The organism is Sinorhizobium arboris LMG 14919, from assembly GCF_000427465.1.
In the GTDB taxonomy this organism is placed as follows: Bacteria; Pseudomonadota; Alphaproteobacteria; order Rhizobiales; family Rhizobiaceae; genus Sinorhizobium; species Sinorhizobium arboris.
Map to the genome: position 1 here is coordinate 1327326 of NZ_ATYB01000008.1, position 18697 is coordinate 1346022.

General features: G+C 64.6%; 16 protein-coding genes. 6 read left to right on the forward strand and 10 right to left on the reverse strand.

What is annotated here, in order from left to right; translation table 11 throughout:
- The first annotated feature begins 88 nt into the window (after positions 1 to 88).
- From SINAR_RS0106785 to SINAR_RS0106800, 4 genes are read left to right on the forward strand one after another with little or no spacing between them, the layout of a single operon-like run.
- Positions 89 to 589, forward strand: coding sequence for a tripartite tricarboxylate transporter TctB family protein (locus SINAR_RS0106785; protein ID WP_027998390.1), 501 nt, complete (start codon positions 89 to 91; stop codon positions 587 to 589).
- Positions 590 to 623: 34 nt separating this feature from the next.
- Positions 624 to 2162, forward strand: a complete 1539-nt coding sequence (locus tag SINAR_RS0106790; protein ID WP_027998391.1) for a tripartite tricarboxylate transporter permease — start codon at positions 624 to 626, stop codon at positions 2160 to 2162.
- Positions 2163 to 2213: 51 nt separating this feature from the next.
- On the forward strand, positions 2214 to 3155 hold the full coding sequence (locus SINAR_RS0106795) for a sugar phosphate isomerase/epimerase family protein (RefSeq protein WP_027998392.1): 942 nt from the start codon (positions 2214 to 2216) through the stop codon (positions 3153 to 3155).
- A 16-nt stretch (positions 3156 to 3171) separates the two neighbouring features.
- The gene (locus SINAR_RS0106800) at positions 3172 to 4890 is read left to right on the forward strand and encodes a dihydroxyacetone kinase family protein (protein ID WP_027998393.1); all 1719 of its coding nucleotides are present in this window, start codon (positions 3172 to 3174) and stop codon (positions 4888 to 4890) included.
- A gap of 138 nt (positions 4891 to 5028) precedes the next feature.
- On the opposite strand, the gene SINAR_RS0106805 is transcribed toward SINAR_RS0106800, so the two are convergent.
- Genes SINAR_RS0106805 through phnG form a run of 7 tightly spaced genes read right to left on the reverse strand, consistent with a single transcriptional unit; the run spans position 5029 to position 10224 of the window.
- Positions 5029 to 5643, reverse strand: coding sequence for a DapH/DapD/GlmU-related protein (locus tag SINAR_RS0106805; RefSeq protein WP_027998394.1), 615 nt, complete (start codon positions 5641 to 5643; stop codon positions 5029 to 5031).
- Positions 5640 to 6347: a phosphonate C-P lyase system protein PhnL gene (gene phnL, locus SINAR_RS0106810; RefSeq protein WP_027998395.1), complete on the reverse strand. Its 708-nt coding sequence runs from the start codon at positions 6345 to 6347 to the stop codon at positions 5640 to 5642. Before phnL ends, SINAR_RS0106805 begins: the two co-directional genes overlap by 4 nt.
- Positions 6348 to 6380: 33 nt before the next feature.
- Positions 6381 to 7157, reverse strand: coding sequence for a phosphonate C-P lyase system protein PhnK (gene phnK, locus SINAR_RS0106815; RefSeq protein ID WP_027998396.1), 777 nt, complete (start codon positions 7155 to 7157; stop codon positions 6381 to 6383).
- Positions 7154 to 8047: an alpha-D-ribose 1-methylphosphonate 5-phosphate C-P-lyase PhnJ gene (locus SINAR_RS0106820; RefSeq protein WP_027998397.1), complete on the reverse strand. Its 894-nt coding sequence runs from the start codon at positions 8045 to 8047 to the stop codon at positions 7154 to 7156. The genes phnK and SINAR_RS0106820 overlap by 4 nt, the downstream gene beginning before the upstream one ends.
- On the reverse strand, positions 8044 to 9150 hold the full coding sequence (locus SINAR_RS0106825) for a carbon-phosphorus lyase complex subunit (protein ID WP_027998398.1): 1107 nt from the start codon (positions 9148 to 9150) through the stop codon (positions 8044 to 8046). The genes SINAR_RS0106820 and SINAR_RS0106825 overlap by 4 nt, the downstream gene beginning before the upstream one ends.
- Positions 9151 to 9154: 4 nt before the next feature.
- Positions 9155 to 9757 (reverse strand): phosphonate C-P lyase system protein PhnH, encoded by a 603-nt coding sequence (gene phnH, locus SINAR_RS0106830; protein ID WP_027998399.1) that lies wholly within the window; start codon positions 9755 to 9757, stop codon positions 9155 to 9157.
- The gene (gene phnG, locus SINAR_RS0106835) at positions 9757 to 10224 is read right to left on the reverse strand and encodes a phosphonate C-P lyase system protein PhnG (RefSeq protein WP_027998400.1); all 468 of its coding nucleotides are present in this window, start codon (positions 10222 to 10224) and stop codon (positions 9757 to 9759) included. The genes phnH and phnG overlap by 1 nt, the downstream gene beginning before the upstream one ends.
- A 125-nt stretch (positions 10225 to 10349) precedes the next feature.
- On the opposite strand from phnG, the gene phnF reads away from it, so the two are divergent.
- Positions 10350 to 11084: a phosphonate metabolism transcriptional regulator PhnF gene (gene phnF, locus SINAR_RS0106840; protein ID WP_027998401.1), complete on the forward strand. Its 735-nt coding sequence runs from the start codon at positions 10350 to 10352 to the stop codon at positions 11082 to 11084.
- A gap of 21 nt (positions 11085 to 11105) precedes the next feature.
- Here phnF and scpA read toward each other — a convergent pair whose 3' ends face one another.
- From scpA to SINAR_RS0106855, 3 genes are all read right to left on the reverse strand, one after another.
- Complete coding sequence (scpA, locus tag SINAR_RS0106845; protein WP_027998402.1) at positions 11106 to 13244, reverse strand: methylmalonyl-CoA mutase; 2139 nt, start codon at positions 13242 to 13244, stop codon at positions 11106 to 11108.
- Positions 13245 to 13470: 226 nt separating this feature from the next.
- A complete protein-coding gene (locus SINAR_RS0106850) occupies positions 13471 to 15483 on the reverse strand; it encodes an acetyl-CoA carboxylase biotin carboxylase subunit (protein WP_027998403.1) in 2013 nt (670 codons plus the stop codon).
- 12 nt (positions 15484 to 15495) lie between these two features.
- Complete coding sequence (locus SINAR_RS0106855) at positions 15496 to 17028, reverse strand: acyl-CoA carboxylase subunit beta (protein WP_027998404.1); 1533 nt, start codon at positions 17026 to 17028, stop codon at positions 15496 to 15498.
- A gap of 153 nt (positions 17029 to 17181) precedes the next feature.
- Here SINAR_RS0106855 and SINAR_RS0106860 point away from each other — a divergent pair, with 153 nt between their 5' ends.
- Entirely contained in the window at positions 17182 to 18600 is a 1419-nt protein-coding gene (locus SINAR_RS0106860; RefSeq protein ID WP_027998405.1) for a helix-turn-helix domain-containing protein, read from the forward strand.
- Positions 18601 to 18697: the final 97 nt, after the last annotated feature.

Below are 18697 nucleotides of genomic sequence, written 5' to 3' on the forward strand. Positions count from 1 at the left end.
CTTGGGAGCCAAGGTAAGGATGCGGGCCGACCGCATCCGGCCCCGGCCCTCCCATGCGTCCGTTTCTCCGCTCGGAAAGGTCACGGTCATGAGTGAGAACAGTGCGAATGGGGTCAGCCGCTTTGCGGTGGAACTCGGCGTCGCCGCGCTGACGGGCGCCTTCGGCATCGCTGTCTGCTACGGCTCCCTCGACATCGGCGCGGGCTGGACCGACATGGGCCCGGATGCGGGCTATTTCCCCTTCTATATCGGCCTGCTCATCATTCTCGGCAGTCTCGCCAATATCGCGCACGCATTCTTCAAGCATCGCGGTACGGGCGAGGTCTTCCTCGACGGCGCCCGTAGCAGAGTGGTCGCCTCTTTCCTGCTGCCGGTTGCGGCCTTCGCCGCCGCTTCCGCCTGGCTGGGGCTCTATGTCGGAACGGCGCTCTACATCGCCGCGACCATGCTCTTCCAGGGGCGCTACAAGTGGTGGATCTCGATCCCCGCCGGACTCGGCGTCTCGATCTTCTTTTTCATCGTTTTCGAAATCGGCTTCCAGGTTCCGCTGCTGAAGGGACCGGTCGAAGCCTGGTTCGGAATTTACTGACCCGCAAGGGTGCAGTGCTTGCGGGAGGAATGACATGGAAAATATCGGTCTTCTGATCGATGGCTTCGGCCACATCCTCAGCTGGAACCACCTCCTGCTGATGATGGTCGGCGTGACGCTCGGCATCCTCGTCGGCGTGCTGCCGGGTCTCGGTGCGCCGAACGGCGTGTCGCTGCTCCTGCCGCTCACCTTCTCTATGGACCCGATCTCGGCGATCATCCTCTTGTCCTGCATGTATTGGGGCGCGCTTTTCGGCGGCTCCACGACGTCGATCCTCTTCAATATTCCGGGCGAGCCCTCCTCGGTCGCCACCACATTCGACGGCTATCCCATGGCCAAAGCCGGTCATGCGAGCCGGGCGCTGACGCTCGCCTTCGTTTCGGCCGGGCTCGGCGCGCTTGCCGGCGTCGTCATGATCACCCTGCTTTCGGGCTGGGTGGCGAACTTTGCGCTCAAATTCTCCTCGCCCGAATATTTCGCCGTCTATTTCCTCGCCTTTGCGAGCTTCATCTCCATGGGCGCTCAGTCGCCCTTCAAGACGCTCGTCTCGATGATGCTCGGCTTCGCGCTCGCCTCCATCGGCATGGATACGATCTCGGGCAGTCTGAGGCTCACCTTCGACATTCCCGAACTGATCAAGGGCGTGAGCTTCCTCATCGCCGTCATGGGGCTTTTCGGCATCGGTGAACTCCTGCTGACGACGGAAGAGGGGCTCCGCTTCGAAGGCATCAAGGCGCGGGTGCGGCTTGCCGAGATCGGCAGGACACTGATCGAGATCCCGCGCTACTGGCTGACGATCGCCCGCTCGACGATCATCGGCATCTGGATGGGGATCACGCCGGCCGGCCCGACCGCCGCCTCCTTCATGAGCTATGGCGTCGCCCGGCGCTCGGCGCGCGACAAGTCGATGTTCGGCAGGGGCGAGCCGCGCGGCATCGTCGCGCCCGAGACGGCCGACCATTCCGCCGGCACATCGGCCCTGCTGCCGATGCTGGCGCTCGGCGTCCCGGGTTCCGCCACCGCCGCGGTGATGATGGGCGGGTTGATGATCTGGGGCCTGACGCCCGGCCCGATGCTCTTCACCGATCGCCCGGATTTCGTCTGGGGCCTGATCGCCTCCATGTATCTCGGCAATGTCGTCGCCGTCTTCCTCGTGATCGCGACGGTGCCGCTTTACGCCTCGATCCTGCGCGTGCCGTTCTCTATCATCGGACCGATCATCGTAGCGGTCATTTTTTCAGGGGCTTACCAGGTCGCGAACTCCGTCTCGGACATCTTCATGGTGATCGGCTTCGGTCTCCTCGGCTATGTCTTCAAGAAGCTCGACTATCCGCTGGCGCCGCTGGTTCTCGCCATGGTGCTCGGCGACAAGGCGGAAGACGCCTTCCGCCAGTCGATGCTGATGTCGGGCGGCAGCCTCAATATCTTCTGGTCGAACGGTCTTGTCTCCGCCCTGATGGCTGTTGCCCTTGCGCTTCTTCTTTCGCCGCTGTTCTTCTGGCTGATCGGCACGTTGCGCAAGCGCAAGAACAAGGTTGCCGCTTCGAGCGGCGGCGGCAACGCGGCGGCCTGACCCGCCGCTCGTCCCATATCCTAGCTCCAATTCAATCCCGAGGAGTCCGACATGGCGCCACGCAAATGGAACCGTGACAACTGGCCGATTGCGGCCGCGATGATCCAGTACCCCAACCTTTTGCCGGACGGCCGCTCGGTGCAGGACCAGCCGGTCGAGGAGTGGGCGGCAACGCTCGCCGACGTGGTCGATGCCGGCTTCACCGAACTGGATCCGACCGACAGCTGGATACGGCTCGCGGACCTTTCGGCGGAGAGGCTTGACGAATTCGTGGGTCTGACCCGGTCTCTCGGCCTCACCATACCGGCGATCTCCACCTCACGGCGCAGCCTCATCGATCCGGAACATGGCGAGGAATATCTCGCCTACGGGCACCGGGTCATCGAGGCGGCCGCCGCTGTCGGCGCAGGTTCCGTGTCCTTCGGCTTCTTCGGCCCGCTGACGGAGGCGCAGAAGAAGGTACTCTGGTTCTGGACCGTCGACGGCTTGAGAAATCCGGACGACGCGGAAACCTGGCAGATGGCGGTTTCCCGTGTTCGCGAACTCGGCCGCCATGCGGAGGAACTCGGCATCGAAGTTTCGCTGGAGATGTATGAGGACACCTATCTGGGCACGGCCGACAGTTCCGTGCGCTTCGTTAAGGAGGTCGGCCTCGCCAATGTCGGCATCAATGCCGATCTCGGCAATCTCATCCGCCTGCACCGGCCCGTGGAACATTGGCACGAAATGATGGCGAAGGTTGCGCCTTTTGCCAAATACTGGCACGTGAAGAACTACAACCGCACGGAAGATCCGGCATCGGGCATCATCGTCACCCATCCGGCCCCGCTCGAATTCGGCCTCATCAATTATCGGGCGGCAATTCGCATGGCGCTGGCGCATGGCTACGACAGTCCCTTCCTCTGCGAGCACTACGGCGGCGACGGCCTTTCCGTCAGCGCCGCCAACCGCGACTATCTGAGGCGTATCCTGCCTCGCCAAGAAGGACATTGAAGGGGACATTGAAGCGATGACCACGATCTTTGACGCTCCGGAAGATTTCGCCACGACCGCACTTGCCGGTTTCGCAGCGATCTATCAGCGCAACGTCCGCCTGGTGAAAGGCGGCGTCGTGCGCTCGACCAAGGTGCCGAAGGGCAAGGTCGCCGTCGTCGTCGGCGGCGGCTCGGGGCATTATCCAGCCTTTGCCGGCTATGTCGGCCCGGGGCTCGCCGACGCCGCGGTCGCCGGCGATGTCTTTGCCTCGCCCTCGACGGCCGCGGTAGCCCGCGTCTGCCGCCATGCCGATCAGGGCGGCGGCGTGCTTCTCGGCTTCGGCAATTATGCGGGCGATGTCCTGAATTTCGGGGTTGCGGCCGAACGGCTTCGATCCGAAGGCATCGACGTGCGCATCCTGCCGGTGACCGACGACGTGGCGAGTGCGCCTGCGGAGATGTCGGCCAAGCGCCGCGGGATTGCGGGCGACCTCGTCGTCTTCAAGATCGCCGGCGCGGCGGCGGAAGCCGGCGAATCGCTCGACGAGGTCGAGCGGCTCGCGCGTCACGCCAATGATCGCACCGTTTCCTTCGGTGTCGCCTTCGGCGGCTGCACACTTCCGGGCGCCGCCGGTCCGCTCTTCACTGTGCCGAAGGGCCAGATGGCACTCGGCCTCGGCATTCATGGGGAACCGGGCGTCAGCGAAGAGACGGTTGCGACGGCGACCGACCTCGCAAAGCTCCTGACCGGCAAGCTCCTTGCCGAGCGCCCCACCGGCGCCAGGAAGGTGGCGGCCGTGCTGAACGGCCTCGGCTCGACCAAGTACGAAGAACTTTTCGTGTTGTGGACGGCGGTCGCAAAGCAACTGGCCGAGGCGGGCCTTGAGGTCGTCGACCCCGAATGCGGCGAATTCGTCACCAGCCTCGACATGCAGGGCTGCTCGCTTACCCTTCTCTGGCTTGATGAAGAGCTGGAGGCGCTCTGGCGCGCGCCGTCGGATGCACCGGTTCTGCGCAAGGGCGTCATCATCGCCGCCGAACCGGCGACCGACGAGATCGCCGACGCCGACGGTCCGCAGTCTTTCGGTCCCGCATCGGAAGCTTCGCAGGAAAGCGGTAAATGCATCGCGCGGCTGATCGGCGGGATTGCCGAGGCCCTCAAGGAGGCGGAAGAGGAACTCGGCCGCATCGACGCCTTTGCCGGCGACGGCGATCACGGCCAGGGCATGAGCCGCGGCTCGGCCGCCGCATTCGACGCAGCACAGACTGCGGTCGCGGCAGGGGCAGGGGCTGCAAGCGTGCTTGCCGCCGCCGGCGACGCCTGGGCGGACCGCGCCGGCGGCACGTCGGGCGCTATCTGGGGCCTGGCTCTGCGCTCCTGGAGCAATGCCTTCAGCGACGACGAGAAGGTGAGCGATGCGGCGATCGTAAACGGTGCCCGCCTTGCACTCGACGGCGTCACGCGCCTCGGCCGCGCGCGCGTTGGCGACAAGACGCTGGTCGATGCGCTGGTGCCCTTCGTGGAGACGCTGGAAAGGCAATCTGCCGCCGGCAGGCCGCTTGCGGAAGCCTGGAACGCGGCGGCCAAGGCCGCACAGGAGGCCGCCGATGCGACCTCCGCGCTGACCCCGAAACTCGGCCGCGCGCGGCCACTGGCCGAAAAGAGCATCGGCCACCCGGATGCGGGTGCGGTTTCGCTCGCGCTGGTGGCCCGGGTGGCGGGTACGTTTTTGAGGGAAGCTGCGGCGGCTTGATACGCTTGCGGCGGCGGATTTGCCCCTCTCCCCGTCTGCGGGGAGAGTGGACTTAAGGATCTGCGGCTTGTCCCTTCTCCGCGCCGAAACGGGGAGAAGGTCGCGGCAGCGGGATGAGGGGCGTCATACGCGCGGCGCCTAACTATACCGCACCAGAAACTCTTCCGCCGTCAACTCCCGGAAATCATCGAGCGTGCGGCGCAGCTTGGCGTGGTCCCAATCCCACCAGGCGAGCCGGTCCATGGCTTCGCCGACCCGGGCCGTGAAGCGCTCGCGGATGAGCTTTGCAGGCACGCCGCCGACGATCGTGTAGGATGCGACATCCTTGGAGACGACGGCACCGGCACCGATCACGGCTCCGTTGCCGACACTCACGCCGGGCAGAATCGTCGCGCCATGGCCGATCCAGACGTCGTGGCCGATTGTAACGCGGTTCTGCCGGCGCCAGGCGAAGAGATCGTGGTCGGGCTCCGCATCGTCCCAATACATCGGCGCGCGATAGGTGAAGTGATGCAGCGTCGCCCGCCAGGTCGGATGGTTGGTGGCATTGATGCGCACGGCTGCGGCGATGTTGACGAATTTGCCGATCGACGCGCACCAGATCGACCCGTCCTGCATGATGTAGGAATAGTCGCCGAACTCCACCTCGTCGAGGCGCGAGCGTTCCTGGACTTCGGTGTAGCGGCCGAGGGTCGAGTTCACGACGCTCGCAGTCGGATGGATGGTGGGTTCGAGGCCGAGTTTCTGGCTCATGCGGCGTACTTCCTCGGCGAGAATTCCGAGACGTCGATGATGCGATCGGCGACCGCCTCGCGTACCTCCTCGTCATGAAAAATGCCGATCAGTGCCGTGCCGGCCGCCTTCTTCCCGGCGATCATTTCCACCACCACGGCGCGGTTCTTCGCATCGAGCGAGGCCGTCGGTTCGTCGAGGAGAAGGATCTTGTGGTCGGTGATGAAGCCGCGGGCGATATTGACCCGCTGTTGCTCGCCGCCAGAGAAGGTGGCCGGCGGCAGAGCCCAGAGTTCCCTCGGTAGGTTGAGCGTCGAAAGCAGTTCGGCCGCACGCTCCCGCGCGTCCGCCGCTGCCACGCCGCGCGCCTGCAAGGGCTCGGCGACGATGTCGAGGGCGGAGACGCGCGGTACGACACGCAGGAACTGGCTGACATAGCCGAGCGTCGTGCGGCGCACCTCGAGCACGGTGCGTGGCTCGGCGGTCGCGAGGTTCACCAGGCGGCCGTCATGTTCCACCAGGATCTGGCCTTCGTCGACGCCGTAATTTCCGTAAAGCATCTTGAGGATCGAGCTCTTGCCGACGCCGGAGGGGCCGCCGAGCACGACGCATTCGCCGGCCTTCACCGAGAAGGAGACGTCAGCGACCACCGGCAGGCGCACGCCGTCGCGAAGGTGCATGGTGAAGCTTTTCGCGACTTCCGAAACAACGAGGGGAGTTGGCATGGCTTTTACTTTCCGTTGCGCATTGTCAATGCGTCACACCTGAAGAATCGAGGAAACGAGGAGCTGCGTGTAGGGCTCGCGCGGATCGTCGAGCACCCGGTCGGTCAGACCCTGCTCGATGACGGCGCCGTCCTTCATCACCATCATCCGGTGCGAAAGGAGGCGTGCCACGGCGAGGTCGTGGGTGACGATGACCGCCGCAAGGCCGAGGTCGTGGACGAGGCCGCGAACCAGATCGAGCAGGCGTGCCTGCACCGAGACGTCGAGGCCGCCGGTCGGCTCGTCCATGAAGACGAGGCGGGGTGAGGTGACCAGATTGCGGGCGATCTGCAGGCGCTGGCGCATGCCGCCGGAGAAGGCGCGCGGCTGATCGTCGATCCGGCCCTCTTCGATTTCCACACGCCTCAGCCAGTCGCCTGCCGCCGCGCGGATATTGCCGTAGTGCCGGTCGCCGACGGCCATCAAGCGCTCGCCGACATTGGCGCCGGCCGAAACCGTCATCCTCAGCCCGTCAGCCGGGTTCTGATGCACGAAGCCCCAGTCGGTGCGCATCAGGAAGCGCCGCTCGGCCTCGCTCATGCGCGCGAGGTCCCGATACTGGCCGTCGCGCATATGGTACTCCACGATGCCGGATGTCGGCATCAGCCGGGTCGAAAGGCAGGAAAGCAGTGTGGTCTTGCCCGATCCGGATTCCCCGACGATGGCGAGCACCTCGCCCGGATAAAGGTCGAAGGAGACGTTACGGCAGCCGATGCGGCTTCCATAGAATTTCGAAACGTCACTGACTTTCAGAAGCGGCACGGCGCTCATTCTGCAGCCTCCTGGCTTTCTTTCGCGGCGGGGGCCAGCATGGCACCGGCATGGCCGTGCGCCCGGCGATCTTCGCAATGGTCGGTGTCGGAGCAGACGAACATGCGCCCGCCCTTGTCGTCGAGCACCACCTCGTCGAGATAGACGTTCTCGGCGCCGCAAAGGGCGCAGGGCTTGTCGAATTTCTGGACCTCGAAGGGGTGATCCTCGAAATCGAGGCTGACGACCTCCGTATAGGGTGGCACCGCATAGATGCGCTTCTCCCGGCCGGCGCCGAAGAGCTGGAGGGCTCCCGACATATGCATTTTCGGATTGTCGAATTTGGGCGTCGGCGAAGGGTCCATGACGTAGCGGCCTTCGACCTTCACGGGGTAGGCGTAAGTGGTGGCGATATGGCCGTTCCGGGCGATGTCCTCGTAGAGCTTCACATGCATGAGCCCGTATTCTTCCAGCGCATGCATCTTGCGCGTCTCGGTTTCGCGCGGTTCGAGGAAGCGAAGAGGTTCCGGGATCGGTACCTGATAGACGAGCGTCTGCCCCTCTCTTAATTGCTCCTCTGGAATGCGATGGCGCGTCTGAATGATCGTCGCCTCCGTCGTCCTTGTGGTGACGGCGACGTCGGCGACCTTCTGGAAGAAGGCGCGGATCGAAACGGCGTTCGTCGTGTCGTCGGCGCCCTGGTCGATGACCTTGAGCACGTCGTGGGGTCCGAGGATGGAGGCGGTCACCTGTACGCCGCCCGTGCCCCAGCCATAGGGCATGGGCATCTCGCGGGAGGCGAAGGGCACCTGATAGCCTGGGATGGCGATCGCCTTCAGGATCGCCCGGCGGATCATCCGCTTCGTCTGCTCGTCCAGATAGGCGAAGTTGTAAGTTGCGAGGTCGTTCATTCGGCGGCCTCCTTCATGCCGTCCTTGCCGCCGGCCTGGGCGGCTTCGTATTCGCGGCGCATGCGCCTGACCAGGTCGAGCTCTGCCTGGAAGTCGACGTAATGCGGCAGCTTCAGGTGCTCGACGAAGCCGGTAGCCTGGACATTGTCCGCATGCGAGATGACGAACTCCTGATCCTGGGCGGGAGCAACGATATCCTCGTCGAATTCGTCGGTCCGGAGCGCCCGGTCTACCAGCGACATCGACATGGCCTTGCGCTCGCTTTGGCCGAAGACGAGCCCGTAGCCGCGGGTGAACTGCGGCGGTTGCTGGGCCGAGCCCTTAAACTGGTTGACCATCTGGCATTCGGTCACGCGGATTCTGCCGAGCGAGACGGCAAAGCCCAGTTCCGGCAGGTCCAGTTCGACCTCGACCTCGCCGATCCTGACCTCGCCGACGAAGGGATGGGTGCGGCCATAGCCGCGCTGTGTGGAATAGGCGAGCGCCAGGAGAAACCCTTCGTCGCCGCGCGCGAGCGCCTGCAGGCGGAGGTCGCGCGCCATCGGAAATTCCATCGGCTCGCGCGTGAGATCGCCCGCCACATGGCCTTCCGGCATCCGGCCGTCGCCCTCGATCAGGCCCTCGCCGTCGAGAATGTCGGAGACGCGCATGACGTGTTCGCCCGGCTCCTTGAGCGCCGGCTCATCGACAGGCTCCTCGCCGATCAGCGATGGGTCGAGAAGTCGGTGCGTATAGTCGAAGGTCGGGCCAAGAAGCTGGCCCCCTGGCAGATCCTTGTAGGTCGCCGAGACGCGCCGTTCGACCTTCATCCTTGCGGTGTCGACCGGTTCGCAATAGCCGAAGCGCGGCAGAGTGGTGCGGTAGGCGCGCAGGATGAAGATCGCCTCGATCATGTCTCCGCGCGCCTGGCGCACGGCAAGCGCCGCAAGCGCACGGTCGTAAAGCGAGGCCTCGGCCATCACGCGGTCGACGGCGAGCCCGAGCTGCTCGACGACCTGTTCTATGGTGATCGCGGGCAGCGCCCGGTCGCCGCGCCGGCGGTCGGCCAGCAGCCGGTGAGCATTGGCAATGGCGGCTTCTCCGCCCTTGACGGCTACATACATGCGCTTACTCCCGCTCGAGTCTGGTGGTGCGCGGCAGGCAAAGCGCTGCCTGGCGCGCCGTAAGGACGAGATCGATGCCGCGCGGAAAGATCGCCCGGTTGGCCGCCCAGAGGTCGAGGAACACGTCGGGCAGGCCCTTCGGAGCGATGACGATCCCGTTCTTGATTCCCGGTCCCCTGCCGATGAGCGGCTGCCCGCCTTCGAGCGCTTCCACCTCGACCACGAGCGTGGTGGAACGGTCGGGATATTCCTGCGTGCCGAGAGCGAACTGGTCGAAGCCCGGCACGGCCGCGCCTTTCTCGAAGAAGGCAAAGCGGGCCTCGTCCTTCGTTTCGGTGACGCCGGCGCCGGTGTGAAAGGCGATCCACTTCGGCGCCGAGGATCTGGAGAGCGCCGGCGATAGCCAGACCGGCGTGTCATGGTCGCAGAGCGTGAGCGCGACAGCTCCGCTTGCCTCTCCGAGCGGCGCCGGCGGGGCTGCAGCAGTGGAAAGCCGGCCGATGGTGCCCGGGCGGGCGAAGCAGTCCATCAGGCTGCGGAACACGGACTGCGCCTCGAAGACGGGATCGGCGAATGCGCCGCTATAGATTTGCGATTGGGCGGTCATCAATCCTCTCCGCGGACCATGGTGAAGAAGTCGACGCGGGTCGCGGCCGTTTCCTCGGCCTTGCGACGGTCTTCCGCATCGAGGCGAGCGGCTACCTGCTCGTGCAGCGCCTCGACGCTTGCGCGATGCGCTGCGCTCTGAAAGAGCGCGTCGAAGATCGCTGCAAAGCGGGCGCGTGCCTTGTCGGTGCCGAGCAGCTGCCCATGGCCGATCTCGCCGGTCGAAAGCCGCACGGTGGCGCGTGAAACGGTGGCCTCGCCCAGATTGAAAGGATCACCGCCGCCGCCGATCTTGCCGCGCACCATGACGAGCCCGGTTTCAGGACCGCGCACCGGCGCGACCTCCGGCTTGTCGTCGATCGCGTCCCAGGCCGCGGAAAGTTCGCCGAGCGTCGCGCGCGCCAGAAGCCGCATGCCTTCCCGGCGCTGAGCGACGCCTTGATCGTCACTTGTCTTCGCTGCGTTCATCATCTCACTCCAAAATGTCTATTGATCTAGACAACTATACATCTTATAACTTTCCATAACCTTCGCAAATGACAGGCCTGTGACATTTGCTAGGAAACTGGCGGCGAAGAAGCGGGGCGAAGAAGATGGTGGCGAAGGTCGTCGAACGGCAGATGGGCGTGGCGCTATGGCGGCAGATTGCCGACAGGATACGGCTCGCGATCAGCAACGGCGACTATGACGCGACCGGCATGGTGCCGCCGGAGACGGCCCTTGCATCGGAATTCGGCGTCAATCGCCATACGGTCCGCAGCGCGCTGGCCGCACTCGCGGAGGAAGGACTGGTGCGCGCGGTGCAGGGGCGCGGCACGATGATCGAGCGCAAGGATCGTGTGAGCTATCCGATCTCGCGGCGCACTCGCTTCTCGCAAGGTCTCGGCCGCCAGGTGAGGGAAATCGGAACAGAGCTCCTGGGGCATCGCCAAGTGTCGGCAAGCGGCGAAATTGCCGCTGCGCTTGGCGTCCCCCCGGGCACCCCTCTCATTGAGCTCAGCACCGTCAGCAGCGGCGACGGGCGGCCGCTTTCAACGGCGGTCAGCTATTACCCCGCCGAGCGTTTTGCGAGGATGGCGAACGAATATGCGCGGCTCGGCTCGGTCACCAAGGCCTTTGCCGAGCATGGGCTCGACGACTACGTCCGTGTCTCGACGGAGATCGTCGCGCGGCACGCGGAGGCAGAGGAACTCTCGCTTCTGAAACTCTCGCCGGGGGCGATCGTCATGGAGACGCAATCGGTCAATGCCGATCTCGAAGGCCGCCCGGTCGAATATTCGCGAACGCGCTTTGCCGCCGACCGGATGAAGCTCCGGATCGAGACTTGAACTCGGCCGGACGCCGCGGACCTACACGTTTCGCCGCTTGCCTTCGATCAGATCCAGTACGGCGCGCGCGGCGTCGAGTACTTGGGTGCCGGGGCCGAAGACCGCGGTGACGCCATTTTCCATCAGATAATCATAGTCCTGCCGAGGGATGACACCGCCGCAGACGACGATGATGTCCTCGCCGCCGCGCTTCTTCAGCGCCTCTGCGAGTTGCGGCATCAGCGTCCTGTGGCCGGCGGCAAGCGATGAAACGCCGACAACGGTGACCTCTTCGGCGAGCGCCAGATCGGCGGCTTCCTCCGGCGTCTGGAACAAGGGGCCTGCGACGACATCGAAGCCGATATCGCCGAAGGCGGATGCGATCACCTTGGCGCCGCGGTCGTGCCCATCCTGGCCGAGCTTGGCCACCATGATCTTCGGCTTCTGGCCGAAGCGCTTCGTCACTTCGGCGAGCCGCCCGGCGAGTACGCCGAGTTCCGGATCGCCTTCGTAAGCCTTGCCGTAGATATCGGTGACGACTTCCGGAATGGCGGTGTAATCGCCGAAAGCCTCGCGCATGGCGTCGGTGATTTCACCGACGGTGGCGCGCGCCCGGGCAGCCTCGACCGCGGCTGCGAGCAGATTTCCCTTGCCGCTGCGCGCCACATCGGCCAGCGCTTCCAGCGCTTGCTTCATCTTCTGCGAGTCCCGGCGCCGCCTGGTCTCCTCGATGCGCTTGACCTGTGCCGTCCGAACCGCGGCGTTGTCGATCTGGAGAATGTCGATCGGTTGCTCGTTATCGAGCCGGTACCTGTTGACGCCGACGATAACCTCCTCGGCGCGGTCGACGGCCGCCTGACGCCGGGTCGCGGCCTCCTCGATCAGCCGCTTCGGCAGGCCGGCATTGACTGCCTTCGTCATGCCCCCCAGCGCCTCCACTTCCTCGATCAGGGCCCAGGCCTTTTCGGCGAGCTCGTTCGTCAGGCTTTCGACGTAGTAGGAGCCGGCAAGCGGATCGGCGACCTTCGTCACGCCGGTCTCGTGCTGCAAGATCAACTGCGTATTGCGAGCGATACGGGCGGAGAAATCCGTCGGAAGCGCCATCGCCTCGTCGAAGGAATTGGTGTGAAGCGATTGCGTGCCGCCGAGCACGGCGGACATCGCCTCGAAGGCGGTGCGGATGATGTTGTTGTAGGGGTCCTGTTCCTGGAGCGAGACGCCGGACGTCTGGCAATGGGTCCGCAGCATCAGGGAGGACGCCTTCTCGGGTTTGAACTCCTTCATGATCCGCGTCCAGAGGAGCCGCGCGGCGCGCAGCTTCGCCGCCTCCATGAAGAAGTTCATGCCGACCGCGAAGAAGAAGGAGAGCCGGCCGGCGAAATCGTCGACGTTGAGCCCCTTGGCGAGTGCTGCGCGCACATATTCGCGCCCGTCGGCAAGGGTGAAGGCCAGTTCCTGCACGAGCGTCGCGCCTGCCTCCTGCATGTGATAGCCGGAGATCGAGATCGAATTGAACCTCGGCATCTCCTTCGCCGTGTATTCGATGATGTCGGCGACGATCCGCATCGAGGGTTCCGGCGGATAGATATAGGTGTTGCGGACCATGAACTCCTTGAGGATGTCGTTCTGGATGGTTCCCGACAGCTTGTCGCGCGACACGCCCTGTTCCTCGCCGGCGACGATGAAGGAGGCGAGGATCGGGATCACCGCGCCGTTCATGGTCATCGAAACGGAGATCCTGTCGAGCGGAATCCCGTCGAAAAGGATCTTCATGTCCTCCACCGAGTCGATCGCCACCCCTGCCTTGCCGACATCGCCCTCGACACGCGGGTGGTCGCTGTCATAGCCGCGGTGTGTGGCGAGGTCGAAGGCGACCGAGACGCCCTGCTGACCGGCAGCGAGGTTCCTGCGGTAGAAGGCGTTGGAGGCCTCAGCCGTCGAGAAACCGGCATATTGCCGGATCGTCCAGGGCCGGCCGGCATACATGGTGGCGCGGGGGCCGCGCACGAAGGGTTCGAATCCGGGGAGCGAGGTCAGATGGCCGATGCCGGAGATGTCGTCGCTCGTATAGAGCGGCTTGATGTCGATGCCCTCGGGCGTGTGCCAGACGAGGCTCTCGGGGGAGGCCTTCAGCTCCTTCTCGGCGAGGGCTTCCCAGTCCTTGATGGTTTTTTCGCTCATTGGTTCCACTCCGAATAGCTTTGGCCGGGGCTTGGCCCTCATCGGTACCGATGAAACCGCAAGCCCCTCATCCGCCTGCCGGCACCTTCTCCCCGCAAGCGGGGCGAAGGAGACTCGCGGCGCAGTCTTAAGTCCCCTCTCCCCGCGTGCGGGGAGAGGGCTAGGGTGAGGGGCAAAGCTGCCGCTCCTCACGGCGGCATCTCAGCGCCTCCTCAACGCTGAACCATCACTCGAACTCCATGATCAACTCGTCCACCGCGAGGCTCGCGCCGGCTTCGATGGCCACACGCTTCACGACCGCACGCTTTTCCGCTCTCAGAATGTTTTCCATCTTCATCGCCTCGACGACGGCGATCGCCTGTCCGGCCTCGACCGTTTCGCCGGCCGTGACCGTGATCGACGTCACCACCCCCGGCATCGGGCAGAGCAGCATCTTCGACGTGTCCGGCGGCAGCTTCTTCGGCATCAGCCGGGCGAGCTCGGCGATGCGCGGGCTTCTGACCCGTGCAACGACGTCGATTCCGCGCCAGCGCAGCCGGATCCCGGTGCCGGCAAGCTCGACCTTCACGCTCATGGGCTGATTGTCGATGTTGAAAGCGCTGCGGGTGCGGCCGGGCGCCCAGTCGGTTGCGACGGACACGGATGTCCCGTCGGCGAAGCGGACATAGGTACCGTCGGCGGAAGCTTCGCATGTGACCTGAATTTCGTGCCCGTCGAGGCTCGCCACCCATGCATGGCCGACGACGCGGCGGTGGTTGCCGATGGTGCCCGAAATCCGGCTGGCACGCTCCTGCAGCGTCTGGTTGACCGTCACCGCGACGGCGGCGAGCCTCCGAGCGGATGCCTCATCCGGCGCCACGCCGTGAAAGCCGCCGGCAAACTCCTCGGCAATGTAGGCCGTGGTCAGCCGTCCCTCACGGAAACGCTCCTGCTGCATGACGGCTGCGAGGAAGGGCAGGTTGTGGCCGATGCCCTCTACCTCGAATGCATCGAGCGCATCGGCCATCGCCCGGACCGCCGTCGGCCGGTCCGGTCCCCAGGTACAAAGCTTGGCGATCATCGGGTCGTAATACATCGAGATCTCGCCGCCTTCGAAGACGCCGGTATCGTTGCGGATGACGGTACCGTCCGCCTGCGCGCCTTCCTCCGGCGGGCGATAGCGCGTAAGCCGGCCGATCGAGGGCAGGAAATTGCGGTAGGGGTCTTCCGCATAAAGTCTGCTTTCGATGGCCCAGCCGTCGAGCTTCACGTCTTTCTGGGCGAAAGCGAGCTTCTCTCCGGCCGCGGCGCGGATCATCTGTTCGACGAGATCGAGTCCGGTGACGAGTTCGGTTACCGGATGCTCGACCTGCAGCCGCGTGTTCATTTCGAGGAAGTAGAAGTTGCGGCCGGCGTCCACGATGAACTCGACCGTGCCGGCCGAATAATAACCGACGGCTTTTGCCAGCGCGACCGCCTGCTCGCCCATGGCGCGGCGCGTTTTCTCGTCGAGGAAGGGCGAGGGCGCCTCTTCGATGACCTTCTGGTTCCGCCGCTGGATTGAGCATTCGCGCTCGCCGAGATAGACGACATTGCCATGCATGTCGCCGAGCACCTGGATTTCGATGTGGCGGGGCTCGGTGACGAATTTTTCGATGAAGATGCGATCGTCGCCGAAGGAGCTTTTCGCCTCGTTCTTCGACGACTGGAAGCCCTCGCGTGCCTCGCGTTCGTTCCAGGCGATCCGCATTCCCTTGCCGCCGCCGCCGGCGGAAGCCTTGATCATCACCGGAAAGCCGATCTCAGCGGCGATGCGCGCGGCCTCGTCCGCATCTTCGATCAGACCCATGTGGCCGGGAACGGTGGAGACGCCCGCTTCGGCGGCGAGCTTCTTCGAAGTGATCTTGTCGCCCATCGCCTCGATCGCCCGGACCGGCGGGCCGATGAAGGTCACGCCTTCCTTCTCCAAAGCCTCGGCGAAGGCGGCGTTTTCGGAGAGGAAGCCGTAGCCCGGATGCACGGCATCCGCCCCGGTCCTGCGGATCGCCTCGAGGATATTCTCGATGACGATGTAGGACTGGCTGGAGGGGGAGGGGCCGATATGGACGGCCCCGTCCGCCATGCGCACATGCATGGCGTCGCGGTCGGCATCCGAATAGACCGCGACGGTCGGGATGCCGAGAGTCTTCGCGGTGCGGATGATGCGGCAGGCGATTTCACCACGATTGGCGATGAGGATCTTTTTGAACATGTGTCCCATCGGGTTCTCCCGTCAAAGCGGGATGGTGTCGTGTTTGCGCCAGCGGGTCTCGACCTGCTTGTTGCGCAAGGAGGCGAAGGCGCGGGCGATGCGGCGTCGGGAGGAGTGCGGCATGATCACCTCGTCGATGAAGCCTCTCTCGGCGGCGACGAAGGGATTGGCGAAGCGCTCTTCATATTCTTTCGTCCGGGCTGCGATCTTCTCGGGATCGCCGAGTTCGGAACGGTAGAGTATCTCGGTCGCGCCCTTGGCGCCCATCACGGCGATCTCGGCCGTCGGCCAGGCATAGTTCACGTCGGCTCCTATGTGTTTGGATGCCATGACGTCATAGGCGCCACCATAGGCCTTGCGCGTGATCAGCGTCACCATGGGAACCGTCGCCTGGCTATAGGCGAAGAGCAGCTTGGCACCGTGCTTGATGACGCCGCCATATTCCTGGCTCGTGCCCGGCAGGAAGCCCGGCACGTCGACCAGCGTCAGGATCGGGATCGAGAAGGCGTCGCAGAAGCGGACGAAGCGGGCCGCCTTGCGCGAGGAATCGATGTCGAGGCAGCCGGCGAGAACCATCGGCTGGTTGGCGACGACGCCGACGGTCTGGCCCTCGATGCGGATGAAGCCGGTGATGATGTTGCGGGCGAAGCTCGCCTGCAGTTCGAAGAAATCGGCTTCGTCGGCAATGGCGAGGATCAGTTCCTTCATGTCGTATGGCTTGACGGCACTGTCCGGGATCAGGCTGTCGAGGCGCATCTCTATGCGTCCCGGATCGTCATGGAAGGGCCGGACCGGCGGCTTCTCGCGGTTGTTGAGCGGCAGGAAATCGAAGAGCAGGCGCACATGTTCGAGCGCCTCTATGTCGTTTTCGTAGGCGCCGTCGGCGACGGAGGATTTCGTCGTATGCGTGCGGGCGCCGCCGAGCTCTTCCGCGGTCACGATCTCATTGGTGACCGTCTTGACGACATCCGGGCCGGTCACGAACATGTAGGAACTGTCGCGCACCATGAAGATAAAGTCGGTCATCGCCGGCGAGTAGACGGCGCCGCCGGCGCAGGGGCCCATGATCACCGAAATCTGGGGAATGACGCCCGAAACCTCTGCGTTGCGGCGGAAGACCTCGGCATAGCCGGCGAGCGAGGCGACACCCTCCTGGATGCGGGCGCCGCCGGAATCGTTGAGGCCGATCACCGGCGCACCGTTGCGCGCGGCCATGTCCATGATCTTGCAGATCTTCTGGGCATGCGTCTCGGAGAGCGAGCCGCCGAGGACCGTGAAGTCCTGGCTGAAGACATAGACCTGGCGGCCGTTGATCGTGCCCCAGCCGGTGACGACGCCGTCGCCTGGGATCTTCTGGCCAGCCATGCCGAAATCGACGCTGCGATGCGTCACGTACATGTCGTATTCTTCGAAGGAGCCCTCGTCCAGAAGCACGTCGATGCGCTCGCGGGCCGTCAGCTTGCCCTTGCCGTGCTGCGCAGCGATGCGGCGTTCGCCGCCGCCCGCCCGCGCCTCGGCCCGTCGGGCTTCCACCTGCTCAAGTATCGCACGCATCGCTCTCCTCCCGTTTTTTGCTGATTGTGCAGAGGCTTGCCGACCTTCGCAATAGCGCCGAAGGCCGGATGGAAAAACCGTCGATCATGTGCAAAGGTGAAACATACAAAATTGCGAAGCGCAAATTGCAAAATTGCGAAACGGGCTGCAAACATGGCGATCGGCAAGCTTTATATCGGCCGCAAGGTCAGGGATCTGAGGGATGGCAAGCGGCTGACCCAGGGGCAGTTCGCCGAGCGCATAGGCATTTCGACGAGCTACCTCAACCAGATCGAGAACAACCAGCGGCCCGTCTCTGCGGCGGTGCTTCTGGCGCTCGCGGAGAAGTTCCAGATCGACATCGCCGAGCTTTCCTCCGGCGAAAGCGACCGGCTTCTGTCGGCGTTGTCGGAGGCCTTGAGCGATCCCCTGTTCGAGACATACTCGCCGAGCCTGCAGGAGCTGAAGCTCGTCGCGCAGAACGCGCCGGGGCTCGCACATGCGCTGATCTCCTGTCACCAAGCCTATCGGCGCAACAGCGAACAGCTCGCCAGCATAGACGATACGATCGGCCGCGGCGCTTCCTTCGTGGAGACGACGCCTTACGAAGAGGTGCGCGACTTCTTCCACTTCGTCGACAACTACATTCACGAGATCGACATGCTTGCCGAGACGCTTGCGGACGGTCTCGGCCTCGGCGACGGCGACAACCACGCGGCCCTCGCCGCCTATCTGGAAGCGCGCCACGGGGTGCGCGTCGTCCGCGGCGCGGCCGGCGACGAGGCGATCCGCCGTTTCGATCCGCGCGCCCGTGTACTGACGCTCAATCCTTATGCGCCGGCGGCCACGCGCGACTTCCAGCTTGCATTGCAGATCGCCCAGCTGCACGCCCGCGAGGAGATCGACCGGGTGGCGGGAAGCGCCGGATTCCGGACCGAGGAAGCCTATGAGATCTGTCGAATCGGCCTGCAGAATTATTTCGCCGGCGCGCTGATCCTGCCCTACCAGCCGTTCCTGAAAGCCGCGCGCGAGTTGCGCCATGACATGGAGCTCCTCGCAGCCCGTTTCGGCGCCTCTCTGGAACAGGTCTGCCATCGGCTTTCGACGCTCCAGCGGCCAGGCCAGAAGGGCATCCCGATCTTCTTCGCGCGGATCGACCGGGCCGGCAACATCACCAAGCGCCACAGCGCCGCCAAGCTGCAATTCGCCCGTTTCGGCGCGGCCTGTCCGCTCTGGAACGTGCACCAGGCCTTCGAGACCCCTGGCCGGATCATTCGCCAGCTTGCCGAGACTCCGGATGGCGTGCGCTATCTCTGTCTTGCGACCCAGATCACCAAGGGCGGCGGCGGTTACCGGGCCGCCCATCCGCGCTATGCGCTGGCGCTCGGCTGTGAGATCTCCTACGCCGACGCCTTCGTCTATGCGGACGACATGGATCTCGGCAATCGCGCCGCTTACGATCCGATCGGCATTTCCTGCCGCATTTGCGAGCGCACCAGATGCGCAAGTCGCGCCGTGCCGCCGCTCAAGCGCAAGCTGATTGTCGACCATGACATGCGCGGCGCACTGCCGTATCGTTTGAGTGAGAGCTGATCTCCCTTTCTGTTCGTTTTTGAACAGATACTGTGAGAATTTACGCCTGTGCCTGTACGGCATTTGTTGTAACTAGGCGCTACACCATCACTATGCG

Coding starts and splice junctions, on each gene's coding strand:
- SINAR_RS0106785 (WP_027998390.1), top strand. CDS start 89: ATGAGTGAGAACAGTGCGAATGGGGTCAGCCGCTTTGCGGTGGAACTC.
- SINAR_RS0106790 (WP_027998391.1), top strand. CDS start 624: ATGGAAAATATCGGTCTTCTGATCGATGGCTTCGGCCACATCCTCAGC.
- SINAR_RS0106795 (WP_027998392.1), top strand. CDS start 2,214: ATGGCGCCACGCAAATGGAACCGTGACAACTGGCCGATTGCGGCCGCG.
- SINAR_RS0106800 (WP_027998393.1), top strand. CDS start 3,172: ATGACCACGATCTTTGACGCTCCGGAAGATTTCGCCACGACCGCACTT.
- SINAR_RS0106805 (WP_027998394.1), bottom strand. CDS start 5,643: ATGAGCCAGAAACTCGGCCTCGAACCCACCATCCATCCGACTGCGAGC.
- phnL (WP_027998395.1), bottom strand. CDS start 6,347: ATGCCAACTCCCCTCGTTGTTTCGGAAGTCGCGAAAAGCTTCACCATG.
- phnK (WP_027998396.1), bottom strand. CDS start 7,157: ATGAGCGCCGTGCCGCTTCTGAAAGTCAGTGACGTTTCGAAATTCTAT.
- SINAR_RS0106820 (WP_027998397.1), bottom strand. CDS start 8,047: ATGAACGACCTCGCAACTTACAACTTCGCCTATCTGGACGAGCAGACG.
- SINAR_RS0106825 (WP_027998398.1), bottom strand. CDS start 9,150: ATGTATGTAGCCGTCAAGGGCGGAGAAGCCGCCATTGCCAATGCTCAC.
- phnH (WP_027998399.1), bottom strand. CDS start 9,757: ATGACCGCCCAATCGCAAATCTATAGCGGCGCATTCGCCGATCCCGTC.
- phnG (WP_027998400.1), bottom strand. CDS start 10,224: ATGAACGCAGCGAAGACAAGTGACGATCAAGGCGTCGCTCAGCGCCGG.
- phnF (WP_027998401.1), top strand. CDS start 10,350: ATGGTGGCGAAGGTCGTCGAACGGCAGATGGGCGTGGCGCTATGGCGG.
- scpA (WP_027998402.1), bottom strand. CDS start 13,244: ATGAGCGAAAAAACCATCAAGGACTGGGAAGCCCTCGCCGAGAAGGAG.
- SINAR_RS0106850 (WP_027998403.1), bottom strand. CDS start 15,483: ATGGGACACATGTTCAAAAAGATCCTCATCGCCAATCGTGGTGAAATC.
- SINAR_RS0106855 (WP_027998404.1), bottom strand. CDS start 17,028: ATGCGTGCGATACTTGAGCAGGTGGAAGCCCGACGGGCCGAGGCGCGG.
- SINAR_RS0106860 (WP_027998405.1), top strand. CDS start 17,182: ATGGCGATCGGCAAGCTTTATATCGGCCGCAAGGTCAGGGATCTGAGG.